An 18901-nucleotide genomic window follows, 5' to 3' on the forward strand; every position below is an offset into this window, starting at 1 on the left:
GGCGGAGCCTTTCGTTTGAGCAACTAATTGCTGATTTTATTTTTATGATCATCTCATAACGTCTATTCTTTAAAGCATCACTCTACCTTAATTATACTTAGCAAGCACACTGATATAGTTTATAGAGTAAGTTGGAGGAACCGCGTGGCAGACAAGCTAGCACTGATATTGGTGCTTTTATGTTGCTTTCACCAAGAGAAGGTTTTTGCAAATTTGCCAAAACTTCAAGTGGTGACTGAAGAGTGGGTTCCTTATAATTATGCAAATCAAGAGGGCGAAATAGTCGGCCGTGCTACTAAAAAAGTGCGCGAAGTGCTGGATCTTGCCGGCATAGAGTACGACATTAACCTATACCCTTGGGCGCGTTCTATGAAGCTGACTAGAACTCAAGCCAATACCATGATTTATTCAATTTATCGAAGCGGTGACCGAGAGACAATGTTTGAGTGGGCATGTCCTCTCATGCGGCCTGTACGGCAATACTTGTTTAAGCTAAAAAACAGAGAAGATATTAAAGTCGCTTCATTGGAAGACGCAAAGAAATATGTGATATCCATAGTCCGAGGCAGTGTAGTACATGAATATTTGGTAAAACATGGATTTGAAGCGGGCATTAATCTAGATATCACTGCTGATCCCAGTGCTTCTCAGCGCAAGTTGCTTGCCGGTAGGATTGATTTTCTGCTAACAACCGAATACACCATGTATGAAACCCTCAAAGCAATTGGTGTTAACTATGATGTTGTGACGCCTGTTATAGAAGTACGTAATAACTCAGATAGGCGTGCTTGCATGGCGTTTAACCTAAATACTGATAAAGAGCTTATTAACAAAGTAAGAAGGGCCTTAGCAGAGCACAATCGAAAATTTGTCGGCCCTTAAAACTTCGCGATTCAATGGAGATATTTTTTTCCACTCTCTACCAGGGTTTTAATGTGTTACGGCCTTTTTTTGGCTTATCTACTAGATACTTATCAAACAATCGCTTACCATTGTCATATTCAAGTGGCGCACGTTTTGTTCTAGGGTTTGAAATGATTGCAAGCAGAGCCAAAAGTGTTGTTTTCAAGAACTCCATTTCAATTAAGTAAATTAATGACATCGTTGTCATAGCTATACAAGTAATAAAACGAATTAAAAAAATCATTGCCTATCCCTTTGCAAAAATGATGCGCTAACTCTAGAGCCTTTGTTTAGCCCTTTCAAGAGGTCTGATGAGTATTTAGGCACAATTACACTCAATGACATGAATCACGCACAGTGCTTGTGGGTAATATCTTACAAATCAACAACTGGCGATGCATTTTAATGTCAATTCAGGGATAAAAAGTTATGCGTTTTATGAGCAAGCCGAGTTTCTGTGACTATGCTGTATTAAATAATGATAAAAATTTGGAAAGACTCATGCTGAAATCCTTTTTGATTTTTTTCGTAGTTTTACTGGTATCGTTTAGCGCAGAAAGTAAAACTGCTTTGTGGTCAACGCCACAGCATAAATCAATGAGCGCCCAGAGTGATGGATTAAAGCGGGCTTATTTAGATACAGCCAAGTTGTCTGATTTGCTAGCTGAAGAAGGGACCATTCAAATACAGCTTCCAAGTCCAAGTGGCGAATTGTTGCTATTTAACTTAACGCCCTATTCGGTGATGGCAAAGTCTCTGGCGCAAAAGTATCCTGAAATAAAAACCTATATTGGGGTGCAGGTCAATAATCCTGCTGTGAAGGGTACATTCGATTATTCGCCCAATGGTTTTTTTGGTGTATACGACTTGGCTGGGCAACGGGTATTTATTGAACCACAAATGAGGGAATTAACATCAGCAAAAGCGCTTTACCGGGTTTACTATAAATACGCCATTGCAAGTCATAGCCGTCACTCAGATCACCGCTTGCAAGCCCCAAGAAAGCACAATAAATCTTTTGAACATCGCACTCACCGAGTTGATACACCCAGTCTTAATACACCTATTACCAATGATTTAAAGTATCGCCTAGCGATAGCTACAACAGGGGAATATGCCCAGTTTCACGGCGGTACAAAAAGCAGTGTTATGGCCGCATTGGTGACTTTAGTCAATCGCGTCAATCAAGTTTATATGCGGGATTTATCTACTTCTTTTGAATTGGTGGCAGATAACGATGAGTTGATTTTCTTAGATGCGTCTTCTGATCCATTTGCTAACGAAAGCTCTGATATTGATCAAATAACTACGGTGATAGACGCGCGAGTGGGGGCATCTGGCTATGATATTGGACACCTAGTTGGTACCGGTGCCGGAGGGCTAGCTGGGTTTGGTGTTGCATGTAGTGAAGCGAAAGCGGAAGGGATCACAGGTAATCCGCAGCCTATCAATGATGCGTTTGCCATTGATTATGTTGCTCACGAAATAGGTCACCAATTGGGAGCGGATCACACTTTTAATGGGCAGTTAGGGGCTTGCGAATCAAGTAACCATGTTGCTGATTCTGCATTCGAACCAGGAAGTGGCTCTACAATAATGGGTTATACAGGAATTTGTGAAGCACAAAATTTGCAAGCTAATTCAGATCCATACTTTCATATTCGCTCTATAGAACAAATGTCGACTTACACTAGACAAGGTGGTGGTAGTGCATGTGGTGTGAGAAACGCTAAGGCGAACCAAATGCCAACTGTAAATGCAGGAGATAACTACACTATACCTGCCAGAACGCCCTTTAAATTGACTGGTAGCGCGACAGATGCGGATGGAGACACGTTAACTTATAGCTGGCAGCAATATGATTTAGGAAGCGCAACTAATAGCCCACAAGAAGATGCAACAGATAGAGGTACTGGGCCTTTATTCAGAGTATTTAACCCCACAGAGTCAAGGTCTAGGGTTTTTCCAAAAATGTCAGACGTGTTATCGGGGTCAGTAAGTTACGGTGAAGCATTACCAACGACCAGTAGAACATTGAACTTTAGACTGTTGGTGCGAGATGGTACTGGCAATATTGCTGATGATGCTATGACAGTGACTGTGATTGGCAACCAACAAGGATTTGCAGTACAAGATCCCAGTGATAGTACCGAGTGGACATTGGGCACGCAAACTGTCAGATGGCATACCGCAGACACGCAAAATGCACCTGTATCTTGTGGCTCTGTCGATATTCTATTGTCTTTGGACGGAGGAGAAACCTTCCCAACTTTAATTGCAGATGATGTGACTAATGATGGTGAGCACGATGTGGTTCTCTCTGGGCTAGCAACTTCGTCATTTGGCAAGGTCAAAATAATGTGTAGCAACAATGTTTTTTTTGCAGTCAACAGTGGCAATATTCAAATTCAAGGAAGTACCGAGCCTGTTGCTCCTAATATATCAGAGCAAGAAACATTAGAAGTTGCTGAAGATACAAGCATCACTTTATCAATAAGCAACTTTAAGTACCAAGGTGGCTTTAATGCCGAGTCGTTAACTGTCAGTAATGGCGATAATTATACGGTAAGTGGCCTTACAGTGACCCCAGCTGCGAATTTCAATGGCACATTGACGGTGCCAATTACGGCCACGCGAGGCACGCTAACAAGTGAAACCTTTAATGCGACAATCACGGTTACAGCAGTGAATGATGCGCCAACGGCACAAAATGACTCGTTTACAGTGAACGTCAATAGCCAAAGTAACCTATTGAATGTTCTTAATAATGACAGCGATATAGATGGCGATGGTCTATCAATTGGCACTGTAAACTATCAGGGAACTGGCAATGTGTCTGTTTCGAACAACCAGCTGTCCTACACACCTGCGACCGACTTTTCTGGAACCGAGCAATTAAGTTACGTTGTGCGAGATGCCAGTGGGGCGGAGTCCACAGCGCAAGTGACAATAACCGTCTCAGTTCCACCATCTACCGATAGTGGCTCCTCTGGGGGATTCTTTTATTTAATTTGGGTGATGATGGCTTTGTCTACATTGAGGGTTGTTTCAAGGAGAGAAAATTGAAAATTCCGTTACTTTTAATTTTTGTAGGTGGGCTTTTAAATGGGTGTGCAAATAGTTACGGAGACACTCACAATGAGCCACAAGATAAAATGGAAAATAAGCTAAATGTTTCTCAAGCTGTGTCGTCTGCGATTGAGAGCAATGACCTTAGGCTATATGCAACAACTGGGCGTCGGCCTGTGATCCCAGGGTTAGAAAAGATGGATTTCACGGCGCTAAAAGCGCAGTGTGGCATAAAGTATTTGTCTGGAACTGGCGATGTAATTAAATCTGAACAAGATAAGAGAGCGCATTTGCAGCGATATGAATTTGCTAAGGCCTATAACTTAGAGATATATGCTCGGTGTAAAAAGTCATCGTAATAATATTTTTGAGGTATGCATAAGCCTTTTGATAAGCGCCTGTATAGGTTATACGACGCAAATTCATGGCGAAATGTGGCGTTATTGTAAGGACGTGAGGAGCGATTTAATACTCGCTCTCACCTCATCGATATCGTTAACAATAAGTTCTACAGACTGATTACTGGTTGATATATTTTCCCAGTTTTGAGACCACGTTTTTTGTAGGTTAGTTGCACCGACTTGCACTTGTTTATTGGTCAAATAGCTGAAATCTTTTATCAATCCTACCTTAATCCAGCCTTTGCGAGGGCTGGCAGATTGCATATCTTGATCATAGTGCGCAACATATAACAATTGCTCCAACGCCGCGAGCTCTTTAAGTATCTCAAAACTAGCTAATCTAACATTATTATTGTATTCAGAAACTTCAAGTCGCCAAGTGTTATAGCTAAAGCCTACCAGCGCAAACAGCATACTAAATATCACGCTGATTTGGTAAAGCTGTAGCTTTTGCTGTATTTTCATCGTAATGCCTACTGAGAGCCTTGAGGACTAGCTATAAACCATCCTAATTCAATACCTTGCTGGAGCAATTGCATTACTTGCAGGGTGCCTTGTTGTTGATCGCCCATGACGTTAGCTGCGGCTTCACACACAAATCCAAACGGTAGCCCTTTTTCAATACTGGCCAAACACTGAAAGTGGCATTGTGACAAAGGGTAGAATCCAGTTCGCTTATCCGGTGCTCGTGCAACAATCCAATGACGCAGGCCGCCTTGGTTGGGCGATGGCGGCGAATCCCCATTTTTGAGTGCTTGCCAGCTTTCCACGGCCGAGTATTCACAGGTCAGTAATTGAACGCTATCATGAAGTTGAAAAACGATATTTGGCCAGGCGTTTTGTTCTATGGATTGTAAATGCGCAAGCTGCAAAGTCGGGCTATCAGCAGCATCAAATGCATGTAATAACAAACGTTCAAAAAGCGCTATTTCGGCTAAAATACCATGTTCTTTAAACTGTGGCGCTGATTCTAGAAATTGCGGTATACGATCACCAAATTCTCTAAGTGAAGCCGAACGAGAAGGATACTGACTTAAATAACCTTCGACCATGTTATCAAACAACTCATCACCTAAATACAGGCCTAGCATCTCATGATCTTGTTCTAGCACTTTTTTTAATCTTATTTGATAAGCGTTTTGATAAATTTCACCACGCTGGGCAGGAGACAAACCATTTTGTGTGGCGATGTGCTCAGTAAACTCTGTGTTTTGGCCTTGGAGCATGGCAACAAAGTCATGCTGTAATTTTTTAAGCGTACTCATGTTTGCTCCAAGATGCGGGAGCGAGTGCTCTAGCATGCTCAAGTTCTGCCATGATCTCTTTAAAAGCCGGAAAATTATCATCCCGCTCTATCATGGTATTGATAGGCTTTGTTATCTTTGAAAATTGCTCGAACAATTGCCAAACGTCATCACAAATGGGCTGATCATGGGTATCGATGATATGACTGCCAAAATCACTATGCCCAGCAAGGTGGATTTGTGCGATTGCTGATTCAGGTATCGCGTCTATAAATTCCTTCGGTGCAAAATCGTGGTTTCTCGCACTGACATAAATATTATTAATATCGAGTAAAAATTGGCATTGTGTGCGTTTGTGTAACTCCGCAAGAAATGTCCACTCACTCATTTCTGACACTTCATAAGTGAGGTAGCTAGAGACATTTTCTAGAATTAACGGTCTTTGGAGATAATCTTGAACAATAGAGAGCCTTTGACTTAAGTGATCAAGTGACTCTTCGGTATAGGGCATTGGCAATAAATCGTGGCTATTGAACTCCCCAAGGGAAGAAAAGCATAAATGGTCAGAGATCCAAAGCGGCTGCACACGCTCTATGGTTTTTTTGAGCTTTGCTAAATAGTCAAAGTTCACGTCTGACGTGCTACCAATTGACATCGATACTCCGTGCATCACAATGGGATAACGCTCTTTAATTTGAGATAGGTAATGCCAAGGTTTGCCACCGGAAACGAAGTAGTTTTCAGAGATAATTTCAAACCAGTCAACATTGGGTTCTGTGTCTAGGATCTCTTCAAAATAACAGGTGCGTAGGCCTAGACCAAAGCCGACAAAAGGTGGGGGTGTATTTTTCAATCTTATCCTCACAACTTAAGTTGAAATTAAAGCCTACGCGCAGGTAGGCTTTTTACGTGTCATTTAGCTACCGACTTTACCGCCAATATCTTTACACGCCTTTGCTGGCATATTTACAAAGCCTGTGCCTTTGCATGAAGCCTGAGCTGCACATGCATTATTTGCAGTCTTACAATCGTTGTGACCACCGCAAATGTTAACATCATGACAGTGTACTAAATCGGCTTTTGCAACACTGCCAACCCAATTGTCTTTTTGTTTACCACCTACATCAGCACATGCTTTTGCAGGCATACCCACAAAACCAGTTCCCTTACAAGACGCTTGTCCTGAACAGGCGTTGCTTGCTGTTTTACAATCGTTGTGTCCACCACAAATATTTACATCATAGCAATGTACCAAGTCTGTTTTAGCGCCACCTGAACTTGCCGATGCACCAGCACTAGCTGATTGGCCTGAGTCCCCAGTGGCATTACAACCTACAAGACCTGCTACCATCATTGCCATTGCGGCGCCTGTTAATGCTTTCATTGTCGATTCCTCGTGTTTTGGTTATGCCAAAAATATAGAGCGAGCTAGAGTGGGCTGTATTTTATTTAAGGAAAAGCACCACTCCAGTGCTCGATTTATTGACTTTTTTTGCAAATTCGCGCGATACAAAAAAAGCAAACTTATTGCGCTCCGGACGACTTGCTACAAAAGACCTTATGAGCTGCAGATTAATTTCAGTGTAGACGAAAAATTTATTTATAGAGTAACGCAGTATTGAGAATTATTATGGAAAACTGAGCTTTAATGGCATCCGTGGCGCTTCAACTGACGAAAGCAGACTCAATTAGGGGCTTATGGGTAAGGCACTAAATACAATGCTATACACCATTCTCTAAATTTTGGGATATTTTCTGCTCGCTTGATTAGATAACCGTAAAAACCGCTATCAGATTGCACTGTGGCTAAATATAATTTCCCCTAAGTGCACATTCTAATTTAGTGAGTGTGCGAAAATTTGCTTTTAAGGAGTATAAATGAAGCAAAAGCACCACTACGGTGATAGCTACGAACTCGATGTTTACCAAGAGTTTTATCAAGAAAACGTCCGCTCAGCTTACTTTCTCAAATCTGTTCTTCAAAATGGTGAGGTGAGGTTTGATTCGATGAGTGGAGATAGCTGGGAGTATCAAGTTGCTAATCAGTTGAAGACGTATTTTGACTTTGCGGTATTTGCGAAGCGACCGCACAGTGAAGCGAGGTGGTTTTTGGATAAGTTTTATCATTTCCATTTAACACACTTTAAGCGACATATATTTCCCAATGAGCAACACGAATTGCGCTTGGATGAGGTGTCAATTACCCGCCCTGGTGAGCGATTAAGTTATGGTATAGATCCAATTAATTGGTGCCGTGCGGTATATTGGGCACTTGCCTATAACGACATGCAGAGCATCGCATGGTTAGATCAATTTAATGAGCAATCGATGGATACGTCGGGTATTGCTCAGATACACATGGCGGAGTTTAATATTGTTAAAGCCATACTTAATCCACAAGAGCGGGACTTGGTTGCGGCCATAAAGGCATTTATGCAAGTTGATGTCACGGCACTGAGCGAGCTTGAAAGCCGAGTTGCAGCAGACGTGTTATTGTTTCGTCGCAGTGTGCACTTACCGCGAATTGATTGCTTATTGAGTGTGTTTTGCCATGAAGATGAGCAAACCTATCAGCAAAAAATGTTGGATGCGTTAGATAAGTTTGCACAGTGTGCGCACAAAATGGATAAAGCCGGAGAGCCTTTTCCAAAATTTGCGTTGGATTTCGTGGGGCTTGCTCGGGTAGCTTACTCTGGTAAGGGATACTTGATCCCAGATCACCCTTATTTACCGCAGTGGTTGATCACTGAAGATTTGACAGATATCACGCCGCCCCCAGAGCCCGACTCTATCCCAACGTTATAGATAATAAATTGCCCGTATTTTGTACGGGCAATTTATTATCTCGAGTTATTTTTTGTATTAACTTTCATCTCTAATAGTGATGGCTCAAATCCAAGCTTTTGGTATGCATTGATTGCAGCTTGATTGTCGTTATATACATCGAGGTAGAAATCATACACGTCTTTTGACTCAGCCCAGCTCATCAAATGTTGCATGATTTTTTTATTGAGCTCTTGGCCGCGAAACGCAGGACTGACAAACATAAAGCCTAAATAACCATGGTTTACGTGTGTTAAAGATTGCTTTGAGGGCCTGATCTGCACGTAGCCTGTTGCGATTATGTCGTTTTTGTACTCGGCAACTTGTACCGAGGCGTTTTCACTTTGCAGTAAATCGTCTAAATCGTAATAATGAGCATCTGGTTTTATTTGTGAATTGTACGGTCGCTCTGCATCAACGACGGCTTGCTCTAATGCCAACAGTGCGGCTTTGTCTTCTAATTTAGCTTGTCTAAACAGTATTTTATCTGACTCTATGGTCATTGTATTTCCCAGCCCGTTGCTCTAAAAATCGTCGGTTTGGATAAACCTATGTCCAATCTAGTGTAACCGAATTGAATGGTTGCTTGTACCCAATATGTTATTACGCGTTTTTATCAATTTATCTTCTAGAATCTAGCCAGTAAAATAGAGCATTTATAGCTAAATAAAGTTCATTATGTTTGCGAAAAAGTCATTGCCTATTGGCACAATATTTAGTTTTGTTGCCGTGATTGTGTTTTCTATTTTTGGATTAGGGTCGTGTAGCAACCCGAGTACGCCAGCGGGCTTTGAAGGGTATGTGTATGAAAAGCCAAGAATGTTTGGCTCCGGCGGTTATCAGGGAACACTTCAAGGACCGAGTAATTTTGGCATGTCGGTGCTGCGTAACGAAGTCATTAATATTGATATGCGGCCCAATACCTACACAGAAAACTTCAAAATACTCGCCAATGATGATTTAAATATTATCTTTGACTTTCATGCGGTGGTATCTATTCGCGCTGGAACAGTGAAGGCCGTTGTTGAAAATTATGGTGGTGAGCACTGGTATGCACGCTTTGTGCGAGAGACATTTAGAACCTATGTACGAAATGCCGTGCAAAAGTTTGATAGTGGTGAATTAAAAGCGCGTCGCGATGATATTGCCAAAGAAGTCACTGTTAAATTGCAAACATACCTAAATGCCACACCGTTTGAAGTAAAAAATATTGTGGTTGGCAATATAAATTACCCAGATATTGTCGCTAAAGCTGTGGAGAAAAAATTGGCCGCACAGCAATTGCTATCTGAAAAAGAAACTCAAAAGCAGATAGCAAAAAAAGATGCGGAGATCCGTATAGAAGAAGCAAAAGGGATTGCCGAGGCGCAAAAAATCATAAACTCGACACTGACCGAGAATTATCTCCAGCATGAAGCCATCAACGCACAGCTTAAAATGGCTGAATCACCAAACCACACTACGGTATATATTCCAGTGGGAACCAATGGTATGCCGTTAGTGAAAGGGCTTAAATAGTTTGCGTTGAGCGCTTTTTGTTAGTTAGGTAAATGTAGGGCCAAAATAGCAGTGCTATTTTGGCCCTGTGGTTTTACTGATTTTCCACTTTGATTGTAATGTCAGTAACAATACCTTTATCTGTGGTGTCAAAAGAGAAGTGCAGTTTGCCACTTTCGCTTAATAACTCTGCCATATCGTCAGTGATAGGTTCACCAGAGAGCTCAGCAGCTTTGAGTAGCATAGGCATGACCTTGTCTGTATTGACTGCGAAGTTCATCAATCCATTAGCTGTCACAGTTTGCGTGCTCAACGCTTCCGCAGTTTGCTGCGCAGTTTTACCTATGTATAAAGTCAGGTGCTGGCCTTTTAACGCTAAGAATAGCGGCGCTGTAGATTGGTAATCTGGCGGTAAATACTGGTTGATTTCAATGGCACTCCCATCAGCTGGCAGTGTCAACCCAGACAAGTCAGGGGCGAAGCTCTTTGCCATATTAAATAATGCTAACATGTCGTCTGCCGATACCGTGAGTAACATATCAACAGCGCTTAAATCCGTATTGTCTACTCTAACTAAGTCCGCGATATTTGCATCAAATACCGTGAGGCTTACACCTTTTAGTGTGCCAAGCATACTTGTTGCCATCGCTAATGGTGCCGGGTTTGCATCTTTACTCTGCGTCTGTAATTGTGCGAGCGGCTCGCAGTTAAATTGTGCACTGGCAAAAGCTGCCCAAAGAGTATTGACCGAAGGCGAGAGCTGACTCGCATTGACTCCAATACCCAGTGCAAGCATGGCGTCGCTGTCACTTTGCGTATGCTGTGGTAAAAAACCACGTATATTTTTCAATGCATTTAAAACTTTGGTGTCGGTAGATGCAATCACGCTTGATACTTTTATGTCAGCATGGCTACTTGAAAATTCATACTCTTGAGTACCCGTAATGATGGCTGGCCACTTGTTCGCAATGTCAGAGAAGTCCTGCTGACAGCTAGGGTTTCTCACACTGTCTAATGCATTTTCGCTGTCTGTGAGTGCCAGTATCTTATCCAGCATTTGTGTTGACTTACTTTGAGGGTCTTTGGCGGTAAGCATATCTGCTAAAAGCCTTGTATCAAGATACGCAAATGCATGCCCGTCCAGCTGATGTTCTTGGGTGTAACGCTGTACCTTGTCAGTACTGCTTAGAGGTTTTGCGGGGGCTTTAAGACCAAGTGCAATTTGAAGATCGTTTTGATCATTGATTGGGGTATCAAAGGTCACCGTCACCCATTTACCGTCAATAGCGACCAACAAATCTACGATTTTTTGACCGCCTTGTTCTATTGGGAATTTGGTAACTGGAATACCACCTATATTGGCGTCTTCATATTGAATATTTGCTTCTTTCGCTGCGTTGATAACGGTGTTTTTAAATACTTGCGGATCACCTAATTCAGCGCGAAATACGGGGAGCAAACCAATCGAATAAGCGAGTGCTTGAAAGTCGCTATTGACCCCCCAAGTGCTGGTGAATTGCTTGGATGACTTTAAGCTCTCTGCATACTTATCCAGTATATTTAGTAAGAATTGAGTGTTTGAATCAATCTCTTGACCCTGCATCACAGCAACAAAATTATTGATATCATCTACATTTTTTAATGTATCTGGCAAAACGTCCAAATACTGTAGATAAGGGAAACTTTTTAGCTGTGACCACAAGAAAAGCGTATCGGCAGGCACTTTGTCTAAGTGTGCTAAGTTATTATTGTTGGCGCCTTGTTGTGCAATAAAGTAGCCACCTGATGCAATGGCGGTACCTGTGACGAGCGCGAGAAGAGATTTTTTCATTGTTGCTCCATATGTAGTAGGTCTTCCAATTAAAAATAATGATATCAATATATGGAGAATGAACAAATCTATTATTTGGTTCGTTTTGTCGTGAGCTAACTCTGAGGCTGATGGCGCAGTGTTTAAGCATTGGTCGAACAATGGGGCTTGCAGATATTACATTTAGGTTTGAATTCATTGGGTGGCAACTGCCTAACTACAATATCAAAATCATGCGCAGCAGGGTGCTAAATATAGTTTTGTAGGGCTTCGTCTTTCAAAATAAACAACCGTCTTATTGGTAAATTAGCCTTAAAGATGAGTTTAAAATGAATCAAAATGAGATTAACTCGGTAGTCGTCATTGGCGCGGGGCCTGTGGGCCTAAGTGCAGCCGCTCACCTTCTTGCTCGTAATATTCAACCCATTGTGATTGAAAAAGGCAGTGCTGTGGGCAGCGCAATATCGCAGTGGGGACATATTCGTGTATTCAGTCCTTGGAAATATGTCATTGATCAACAGCTACGAGTGATTTTAGAAAATACCGGTTGGCAAGCGCCGGATCCTGATGGTTTGCCAACTGGTCACGATATTGTTGAGCAATATCTACAGCCAGCGGCGTCTACACCGGAACTTGCGAAAGTTATCAAGCTTCAAACTGAAGTGATTGCGGTTTCAAAACACGCCCATGCTAAATCTTTCTCTAAAGAGCGCAATCAGGCGTTGTTCTCTGTTCATATTAAACACAGTGATGGAACAACAGAGGTTATACTTACTCAAGCTGTGATTGATGCCTCTGGGACATGGAGTAACCCCAATCCAATTGGATTGGATGGCTTACCTGTGCCTGGTGAAATTATGAATAAAGATGCTATTAGGTATGGCCTGCCCGATGTGGTTGGACGAGACAAAAATGACTATGCCAGCAAACGTGTATTGGTGTTAGGTGGTGGGCATTCCGCGATTAATATCGCCTTAGAATTACTTAAACTGCAAAAACTACACCCAGAAACAAAAGTTGTTTGGGGCTTACGTACCAACCAATTGGACAAGCTACTTGGCGGGGGAATAAATGATGAATTACCTGCTCGCCAAGCGTTAGGCAATGCAGCCAAAAATGCAGTGAACAATGACCAGCTTGAATTACTTGCGCCATTTGCAATTGAAAAAATAACTCGCACATCAAGTGGGCTTGCCATATCTGCAACTGTTGCAGGACAAGTTCAATTTATTGAAGTTGACCGTATCATAGTCGCAGCTGGTTTCAGGCCAGACTTAAACATACTGCGAGAATTACGCCTTGATTTAGACAGTATTGTGGAAGCACCAGCAGCATTGGCACCATTGATCGATCCTAATCTGCACTCCTGTGGCACAGTCCCCCCGCATGGGTATAGAGAGCTTGCACACCCAGATGAGCACTTTTTTATCGTCGGTATGAAAGCGTATGGTCGTGCGCCTACATTCCTTATGTTGACAGGTTATGAACAAGTGAGATCAATTGCGGCAAAGTTGGCGGGTGATAATGAAGCCGCGGCGCGAGTCGAGTTGGTATTACCAAACACGGGCGTGTGCTGTAGTGAAAGAAACGACTCAGACTGTTGTCGCTCAAACACCATTGCTGATGAAAAATCATGTTGCGGCTGAGCGGGACCAAATATGAATGCTTTAAAAGCGAAAATATATGGTTTGTCTCACTCAGAGCCTTGGGTTCGCAAACGATCAACAGATAGCTTCCCACTTGCACTTTTGGGCTTTGCCCAGATCTGCTCTTGGGGGACGCTTTATTATAGTTTTCCACAGTTAGCCGAAGCTATGCTCAGCGAGTTTAACTGGGCGAAGTCGGACGTTTATGGGGCGCTGTCCGTCAGTTTGCTATTTTCTTCATTTGCAGCAATTCCGGTAGGCAAGCTCATTGACAAAGGGCTAGGTCGAAATGTAATGGTGACAGGCTCAATCGTCGCGGGGACTTTATTGATAGCAGGTTCTCTGATCAATTCACTGGCGTTTCTATACGCCGTATTTGCCGCAATTGGTATCGTGCAAGCGACGACTTTATATGAAGCGGCCTTCGCTGTTATCAGTGCCAACCATCCGCATGAGCAAGCCAAAGGTAAAATTGTCACATTAACTTTGTGGGGAGGATTCGCCAGTACTGTTTTTATACCACTTATAGAGTTGTTAATAACTCATTTAAACTGGCGTGCAACCTTTATAGTTTTAGGAGCTGTAAACATGTTCGTGTGTTCAATTTGCTATGGCTTATTACCCAAAGGAAAATTATCCAAAGGAAACATGAAAATCAGGGAAGAACAGGCAGTATCACGCGTTGATGATCGCAATATCAATGTTGCATGGGCTTTAAAACAACCCATTTTTTGGGCATTGCTGCTTTGCTTTTCACTTTTTGCAGCGGGGGCGAGCACATTTAAATTTCACCTCTACCCCATATTAGTTGAGAGTGCACTTTCTCCACAGCAAGTGGTGCTTATATTAGCCGCTTTGGGACCAGCTCAGGTATTAGGCAGGGTCGCCTTGAAGTTTGCAGGGGCGAAAGTATCAGCTTTGCAACTTGGTGTACTGACGACTTTGGCGCTACCAATAACGTTTATCGGCATGGTGTATTTACCTAGCCAAGTGTGGCTGTTAATACCCCTTATAACCCTATTTGGTGCTGCTACCGGTATGATGACTATTGTTAAAGGTATTGCAATTCCTGAACTGTTAACGAAGGAAGCATATGGCGCTATTAATGGCGCGATGAATATGCCTATTCAGTTTATTAAAGCGGGGGCGCCAGCGATTGCTGCTTGGGTATGGATGATGACGCAAAGCTATGACATGGTACTGCTGGTGCTAGGTGGTGTTGGCATGGTGGCTGTTGCAAGTTTTGCGCTAGTAAAGCAGCTAGCTCATTTTAGTCGCTAAGACTTATTTGCAAATGAGGTGCGTCAAGTTGTTTGAGAGCTGGACCTGAAAATGGATATGTCGGCGAAGAGGGCAGTTGATTGCCGTATAGATACGTAAATATTTGCCGTATAGCCAAAAAACGCTGCAAATGCAGCGTTTATTATTAGTGGTTTATAGGCTGGTTAACGATTGTCATGGGCTTGCCATTGGAGCATTAGCGAAATGGTGTGGCCGCCAATTTGGCCCGCTTCGGAAACATCATCATGCAGGATCATTGCCGCTTCGCGATACATCGCCGAAGCGCTGGTTAGCTGCAGCTTATATGCGTCTCGGCACTCCCATACCAAAGTCTCAGCTGGAAGGTCGTCGCAATCGCGATAAACAGCATTTAATTGGTCAGCAATATGGATTTTAAAGTGGTCAGATAAATCACCCACATAAGCTGTTATAAGTGGCTCTGAGATGAATTCAATGGCTTTACTAGAGGCTTGTTCTGTCCAACAACGCTGCCACGTAGCTGGAAATTGCTGCTCTGTGATTTCCAAGTGTGTAATGTGATCTGTGGCGTTATGGGGTAGGTTGCCAAAGCTTAAGGCAATATCAAAGGCCGAGCAGTTTTGTGGGGCTGTTACCAATGCTTGTTTGGCGCTTCGATATACGTTGTCATACGCCTTCCAAGCTGGCGCATAACTATATGCAAAATTGAGCCAAAGATGTTGTACAACATCTAAAAAGGTATTGTGAAATCTCGGATCATGCGCCGTTCCATGTTTGGCAAGCCAGTTTAGATTACTTAGTGCTGCGTGATTTTCATTGTTTTGAATGAGCTCAAAGGTTTGCTCAAGCATTTTATCTACATCTATTGCATGGGTCTGTGCAAAGCTAGTTGCACTGTAGGTTGATGCGGCAATTAGCGCTGTTGCGATGATTCTTTTCATATTTCTTTGCTCCTTAAAGATAAGTTTTAATATTTTGAAATCTGCCTTTCATGGCATAGAGATAGGCTTGCTAGTATAAAGTTACTACAGTGCAAGCATTTTTTAGTAAGCAAGGCGTATGCCATTTAGTGATAAATAATGAAGTTAGTGTATTTTATCTAGTTGTTTTGTTTATTCAGTGAAATGACATAAAAGCGTTGTTCACCAGCGCTTGAATTAGCGCACAGTGATTTGTGTTCTGAAAACAAAAGTTCGGTACATATTTTTGTTGAGGAGTATGAAAAGTGGACCATTAAGGTCCACTGGATATGGTTTTAAATACCAATTCATTCAAACAACAATGCGCAAGGTGTGCACAGGTGTTGCTTGAACGCTGGCTTTACTGAGTATTTGCTAATACCTTAGTGTAAACATAGTTCACGTAATTGTGGCCAGTACTGCGCAGTCCTTCAGATAGGTAGATAGCCCAAGCACGGTTGAACAGTGTAACGACACGCTCTCGATTGTCCGTACCTGTGTAAGGTGTGATCAGTCTAGGCGAGGTAAAGCCATCATAAAGAGTGCCAATAGTACTGTTCAATGAACCGTTTTGTTCGCCACCATAATAGATTTTGTTATTGAGCTGAGTAAAATGACTGAGCATTTCTTGCTTACCGTCATGGTTTAAATCAGCAGCCACTAACATGTCACTCGTTGATGACCCTGTGTAGAAATAGCTGCCAGTGCCAAATGCTGGTAGCTGACCTGAAACGGCCGGTTTACTTTCGTAAATCGTGTTGCTGTAAAAGCGCTGATACATGCGCTGTTTTTGATCTGTATTTCTTAGGCGACCAGCCTCCATCAGCGCTAGCCTCTGCGTGCCAGCGTAAACCGTTTGGTTTTTCCAACTCGATGTATTTGCATCCCAATATACGCCAATAATTTTTTTATCGTTGAAAGAGGCGTAGAGCTCCTGATTTGCCCCAAAGGTTTCACCAGCATTAGACAAATCAGCAGCTTGTAGCATCTTTACTGGGTTATTGATTGAACCTGCGTAAATCGCATTGCTCGCAATGGGGTGACCCGCACCATTAAAAGTAGAGCCTAATATTGCCCCATTTCCTGTCCAGCTGGTCACAAGCTGGTCTGGGCCTGCACGGTCAAATGACACAGCTTTGCTCGCAATTAAACTCGCTGAATTAGCGTTGTGGAACGTCCAACGTGTGTTTGCTATATCACTCAACTGTCTGTTTTGAACATCATTACGGCTATTAAATAGTTTGGCACCATATAAGGTATTGTTGTTTTCCTGGAAATAGATTTCATCCAGTCCGTCACCATCCAAATCAGCGACTTCCTTGATGTTTAATACTTGCCCATTGGCATTGAGCTTTTCGTGAATACCAGACTCACCAATTAAAAAGATATCGTTTTGTGTGCTATCTAGTTGTACAAGCAAGTGTGGAACACGGTTGCCACTTGAGTTTTCCATCGTCACAGCTTTGGCCCATATTGGCTCTAAATTACTGCGATACCCGCTTGCAACAGGATTACCTACACAATCTCTACAATCGCTTTTGCCACCAGCAAATAGCTTGGCACCGCCAGAAACAGAAATCAGAGGCGCGTAGCGAGAGTCTTTACGCGCGTGGAAATACACCTTTTGCCCAGCACCTTTGACCATATTCATGCCAATGCTTCGGTCTCGAGTAGACATCCTTTGACTGAAAAAAATCGACAGTTCTTCATGGCCTTTGGTGTTGTAGGCAACATTGTTATAGGCAACATGGTTGCTCCAATAATCTTGTCTTTGACTATCCTTTCGCGTTTGCCCGCCAGATGTCGAGAAAGAAAAATCAGGGTAGACATTTGCTGGGTCTTTTTGAGGGTTATAGTAATCCCCTGCGCTTTTGTCATCAGCTGGGTTGTAAGGAACTATGGTATTGTTAGCGATGGTGTTAAAAGTGCCAGACAATAATATGGATGTTCTGGGTATGAGCCGGAAAGTATTGTTTTGGATCCGTGTTTTGTAAGCCCCAGCACGGGTTTGTTCATCGAGCGGATCTGTTGGCATTCTGCACTGTGAAGCCGGATCTTTACACGTCGAGCCACCGAGCTTAATCGCTGCACTTAAAATCATTTCTATATGGTTGCGTTCAATAATGGAGGGTTTCATAGCACTTAAAATATAAATAGCATGATCAGCAATTTCTTTGATCACGTTGTCGGTGATAACCCACTCTGAACCATTACCATTTACGCCTTCGACAAAATTCTGAATCGTATTGTTGTAGACATGGGTAGGGCCGTAAGAGAATTGTTGAGCAATGCCTGAGTGAAAACCCATACCCGCAGAGGCAATGTTTAGGTATGAAGATAAGGCTCTCGAAGCATCAACAAGATCAGCCAACATATTGTCTTTATTGGCCATCGGCACGACGCCTTTGATAATGGAGTTTTGTACCGTTGCTCCGCCTACGATGGCAATTCCGGCTCGTGCAGGTTTGGTGACAATCACATTGTCGATGGTGACATCATTGCTGCCACCCGTAAGCCCAACCATGATCATACCTGACCATAGGCGGCGATCTCGACCATTGTAGTAAAGCTGGTTGTTGTTCTCATGCAATGTGAATTTGGGGGTTTTTATATTTTCCCAGTGATGGTCGCCTTCAAACTCTAAGTTTTTAATCGTGATGCCCTGTTTGTTACTTTGAACCATCAGCAGCACCCGCCCGTGGTGCAACCCGTCAGCGCCAGCCCCTGAGTAATACAAGCGAGGTTTTGATTGAGCTGAGCTGCCTTCGATGGTGATATTATTTTGCGCAACAAACAACTTTGGCAAAAACGCATTGTGAATATTATCTATGGGTGCATCTGGGTGTGCAGTGTGTTCATCACTGAAATCATAGTGACAAGATGCGACGACAAGCTTGGTATGTACCGGGCTTGGTGTAATGTTATTAGCCACATGTACAGCCCAGCGCAATTGTTGTGCACGCTGTTTATCTGTCATGCCGGTATTGCTTTTTAAATTCAGTGGCATGTTTGCGGTAATGGTGTTCACACTTGCACTATACCGACCTAGACTTTGTGTATTCCAAAAGGTATTGCTGTATAAAACCAGCTCGCCGTTGCTATTTAAGTAGCTTTGTGGCGCTGAATTACAGTTGTTTGCGTAGGCCTGTTTCGTGCTTATTAAAAGCACGGCCCAGGACGACAGGAGTAAGAGTTGAATTGCTCTTTGTATCATAGCGTAATGGTCCTTCGATTTTTGTTTAGTTTGTTATTGCTACAACTTATTAATAACAAAAGGAGTACCTACAAT

Annotated in this window: 16 protein-coding genes; 7 read left to right on the top strand and 9 right to left on the bottom strand. The window is 42.7% G+C overall.

Annotation, left to right across the window (positions count from 1 at the left end; genetic code table 11):
- Positions 1 to 144 precede the first annotated feature (144 nt).
- Entirely contained in the window at positions 145 to 882 is a 738-nt protein-coding gene (locus N483_RS11350; RefSeq protein WP_023398408.1) for a substrate-binding periplasmic protein, read from the top strand.
- A gap of 37 nt (positions 883 to 919) precedes the next feature.
- On the opposite strand, the gene N483_RS11355 is transcribed toward N483_RS11350, so the two are convergent.
- Positions 920 to 1147, bottom strand: a complete 228-nt coding sequence (locus N483_RS11355; protein ID WP_023398409.1) for a hypothetical protein — start codon at positions 1145 to 1147, stop codon at positions 920 to 922.
- Positions 1148 to 1404: 257 nt separating this feature from the next.
- On the opposite strand from N483_RS11355, the gene N483_RS11360 reads away from it, so the two are divergent.
- Positions 1405 to 3969: a reprolysin-like metallopeptidase gene (locus tag N483_RS11360; protein ID WP_172642404.1), complete on the top strand. Its 2565-nt coding sequence runs from the start codon at positions 1405 to 1407 to the stop codon at positions 3967 to 3969.
- Positions 3966 to 4331, top strand: coding sequence for a hypothetical protein (locus N483_RS11365; RefSeq protein WP_023398411.1), 366 nt, complete (start codon positions 3966 to 3968; stop codon positions 4329 to 4331). Before N483_RS11360 ends, N483_RS11365 begins: the two co-directional genes overlap by 4 nt.
- An 81-nt stretch (positions 4332 to 4412) precedes the next feature.
- On the opposite strand, the gene N483_RS11370 is transcribed toward N483_RS11365, so the two are convergent.
- The 4 genes from N483_RS11370 to N483_RS11385 all read right to left on the bottom strand — a co-directional run bounded on the left by N483_RS11370 (position 4413) and on the right by N483_RS11385 (position 7001).
- On the bottom strand, positions 4413 to 4838 hold the full coding sequence (locus N483_RS11370; RefSeq protein ID WP_023398412.1) for a hypothetical protein: 426 nt from the start codon (positions 4836 to 4838) through the stop codon (positions 4413 to 4415).
- 8 nt (positions 4839 to 4846) lie between these two features.
- A complete protein-coding gene (locus N483_RS11375) occupies positions 4847 to 5638 on the bottom strand; it encodes a DNA-binding domain-containing protein (protein ID WP_023398413.1) in 792 nt (263 codons plus the stop codon).
- Positions 5625 to 6470, bottom strand: coding sequence for a DUF692 domain-containing protein (locus N483_RS11380; protein WP_023398414.1), 846 nt, complete (start codon positions 6468 to 6470; stop codon positions 5625 to 5627). The genes N483_RS11375 and N483_RS11380 overlap by 14 nt, the downstream gene beginning before the upstream one ends.
- Before the next feature lie 63 nt (positions 6471 to 6533).
- Entirely contained in the window at positions 6534 to 7001 is a 468-nt protein-coding gene (locus N483_RS11385; RefSeq protein WP_023398415.1) for a hypothetical protein, read from the bottom strand.
- A 494-nt stretch (positions 7002 to 7495) separates the two neighbouring features.
- On the opposite strand from N483_RS11385, the gene N483_RS11390 reads away from it, so the two are divergent.
- Positions 7496 to 8422 carry a hypothetical protein gene (locus N483_RS11390; protein WP_023398416.1) on the top strand — a complete coding sequence of 309 codons (927 nt, stop codon included), beginning with the start codon at positions 7496 to 7498 and terminating at the stop codon, positions 8420 to 8422.
- Between the two features lie 35 nt (positions 8423 to 8457).
- Here N483_RS11390 and N483_RS11395 read toward each other — a convergent pair whose 3' ends face one another.
- On the bottom strand, positions 8458 to 8943 hold the full coding sequence (locus N483_RS11395; RefSeq protein ID WP_023398417.1) for a GNAT family N-acetyltransferase: 486 nt from the start codon (positions 8941 to 8943) through the stop codon (positions 8458 to 8460).
- Positions 8944 to 9118: 175 nt separating this feature from the next.
- Here N483_RS11395 and N483_RS11400 point away from each other — a divergent pair, with 175 nt between their 5' ends.
- A complete protein-coding gene (locus N483_RS11400) occupies positions 9119 to 9958 on the top strand; it encodes an SPFH domain-containing protein (protein WP_023398418.1) in 840 nt (279 codons plus the stop codon).
- A gap of 73 nt (positions 9959 to 10031) precedes the next feature.
- On the opposite strand, the gene N483_RS11405 is transcribed toward N483_RS11400, so the two are convergent.
- Positions 10032 to 11768 carry a hypothetical protein gene (locus tag N483_RS11405; protein WP_023398419.1) on the bottom strand — a complete coding sequence of 579 codons (1737 nt, stop codon included), beginning with the start codon at positions 11766 to 11768 and terminating at the stop codon, positions 10032 to 10034.
- 308 nt (positions 11769 to 12076) lie between these two features.
- Between N483_RS11405 and N483_RS11410 the strand changes: the two genes are divergently transcribed.
- Both N483_RS11410 and N483_RS11415 read left to right on the top strand, forming a co-directional pair.
- A complete protein-coding gene (locus N483_RS11410) occupies positions 12077 to 13393 on the top strand; it encodes an NAD(P)-binding domain-containing protein (RefSeq protein ID WP_023398420.1) in 1317 nt (438 codons plus the stop codon).
- A 12-nt stretch (positions 13394 to 13405) separates the two neighbouring features.
- On the top strand, positions 13406 to 14674 hold the full coding sequence (locus tag N483_RS11415; RefSeq protein WP_023398421.1) for an MFS transporter: 1269 nt from the start codon (positions 13406 to 13408) through the stop codon (positions 14672 to 14674).
- 164 nt (positions 14675 to 14838) lie between these two features.
- Here the strand turns inward: N483_RS11415 and N483_RS11420 are convergent, their stop codons facing one another.
- Positions 14839 to 15594, bottom strand: coding sequence for a hypothetical protein (locus N483_RS11420; RefSeq protein ID WP_023398422.1), 756 nt, complete (start codon positions 15592 to 15594; stop codon positions 14839 to 14841).
- A 379-nt stretch (positions 15595 to 15973) separates the two neighbouring features.
- A complete protein-coding gene (locus tag N483_RS11425) occupies positions 15974 to 18826 on the bottom strand; it encodes a right-handed parallel beta-helix repeat-containing protein (protein ID WP_023398423.1) in 2853 nt (950 codons plus the stop codon).
- Positions 18827 to 18901: the final 75 nt, after the last annotated feature.

The organism is Pseudoalteromonas luteoviolacea NCIMB 1944 (assembly GCF_001625565.1).
In the GTDB taxonomy this organism is placed as follows: Bacteria; Pseudomonadota; Gammaproteobacteria; order Enterobacterales; family Alteromonadaceae; genus Pseudoalteromonas; species Pseudoalteromonas luteoviolacea_F.

Coding starts and splice junctions, on each gene's coding strand:
- N483_RS11420 (WP_023398422.1), bottom strand. CDS start 15,594: ATGAAAAGAATCATCGCAACAGCGCTAATTGCCGCATCAACCTACAGT.
- N483_RS11410 (WP_023398420.1), top strand. CDS start 12,077: ATGAATCAAAATGAGATTAACTCGGTAGTCGTCATTGGCGCGGGGCCT.
- N483_RS11400 (WP_023398418.1), top strand. CDS start 9,119: ATGTTTGCGAAAAAGTCATTGCCTATTGGCACAATATTTAGTTTTGTT.
- N483_RS11385 (WP_023398415.1), bottom strand. CDS start 7,001: ATGAAAGCATTAACAGGCGCCGCAATGGCAATGATGGTAGCAGGTCTT.
- N483_RS11370 (WP_023398412.1), bottom strand. CDS start 4,838: ATGAAAATACAGCAAAAGCTACAGCTTTACCAAATCAGCGTGATATTT.
- N483_RS11405 (WP_023398419.1), bottom strand. CDS start 11,768: ATGAAAAAATCTCTTCTCGCGCTCGTCACAGGTACCGCCATTGCATCA.
- N483_RS11415 (WP_023398421.1), top strand. CDS start 13,406: ATGAATGCTTTAAAAGCGAAAATATATGGTTTGTCTCACTCAGAGCCT.
- N483_RS11355 (WP_023398409.1), bottom strand. CDS start 1,147: ATGATTTTTTTAATTCGTTTTATTACTTGTATAGCTATGACAACGATG.
- N483_RS11425 (WP_023398423.1), bottom strand. CDS start 18,826: ATGATACAAAGAGCAATTCAACTCTTACTCCTGTCGTCCTGGGCCGTG.
- N483_RS11375 (WP_023398413.1), bottom strand. CDS start 5,638: ATGAGTACGCTTAAAAAATTACAGCATGACTTTGTTGCCATGCTCCAA.
- N483_RS11395 (WP_023398417.1), bottom strand. CDS start 8,943: ATGACCATAGAGTCAGATAAAATACTGTTTAGACAAGCTAAATTAGAA.
- N483_RS11360 (WP_172642404.1), top strand. CDS start 1,405: ATGCTGAAATCCTTTTTGATTTTTTTCGTAGTTTTACTGGTATCGTTT.
- N483_RS11390 (WP_023398416.1), top strand. CDS start 7,496: ATGAAGCAAAAGCACCACTACGGTGATAGCTACGAACTCGATGTTTAC.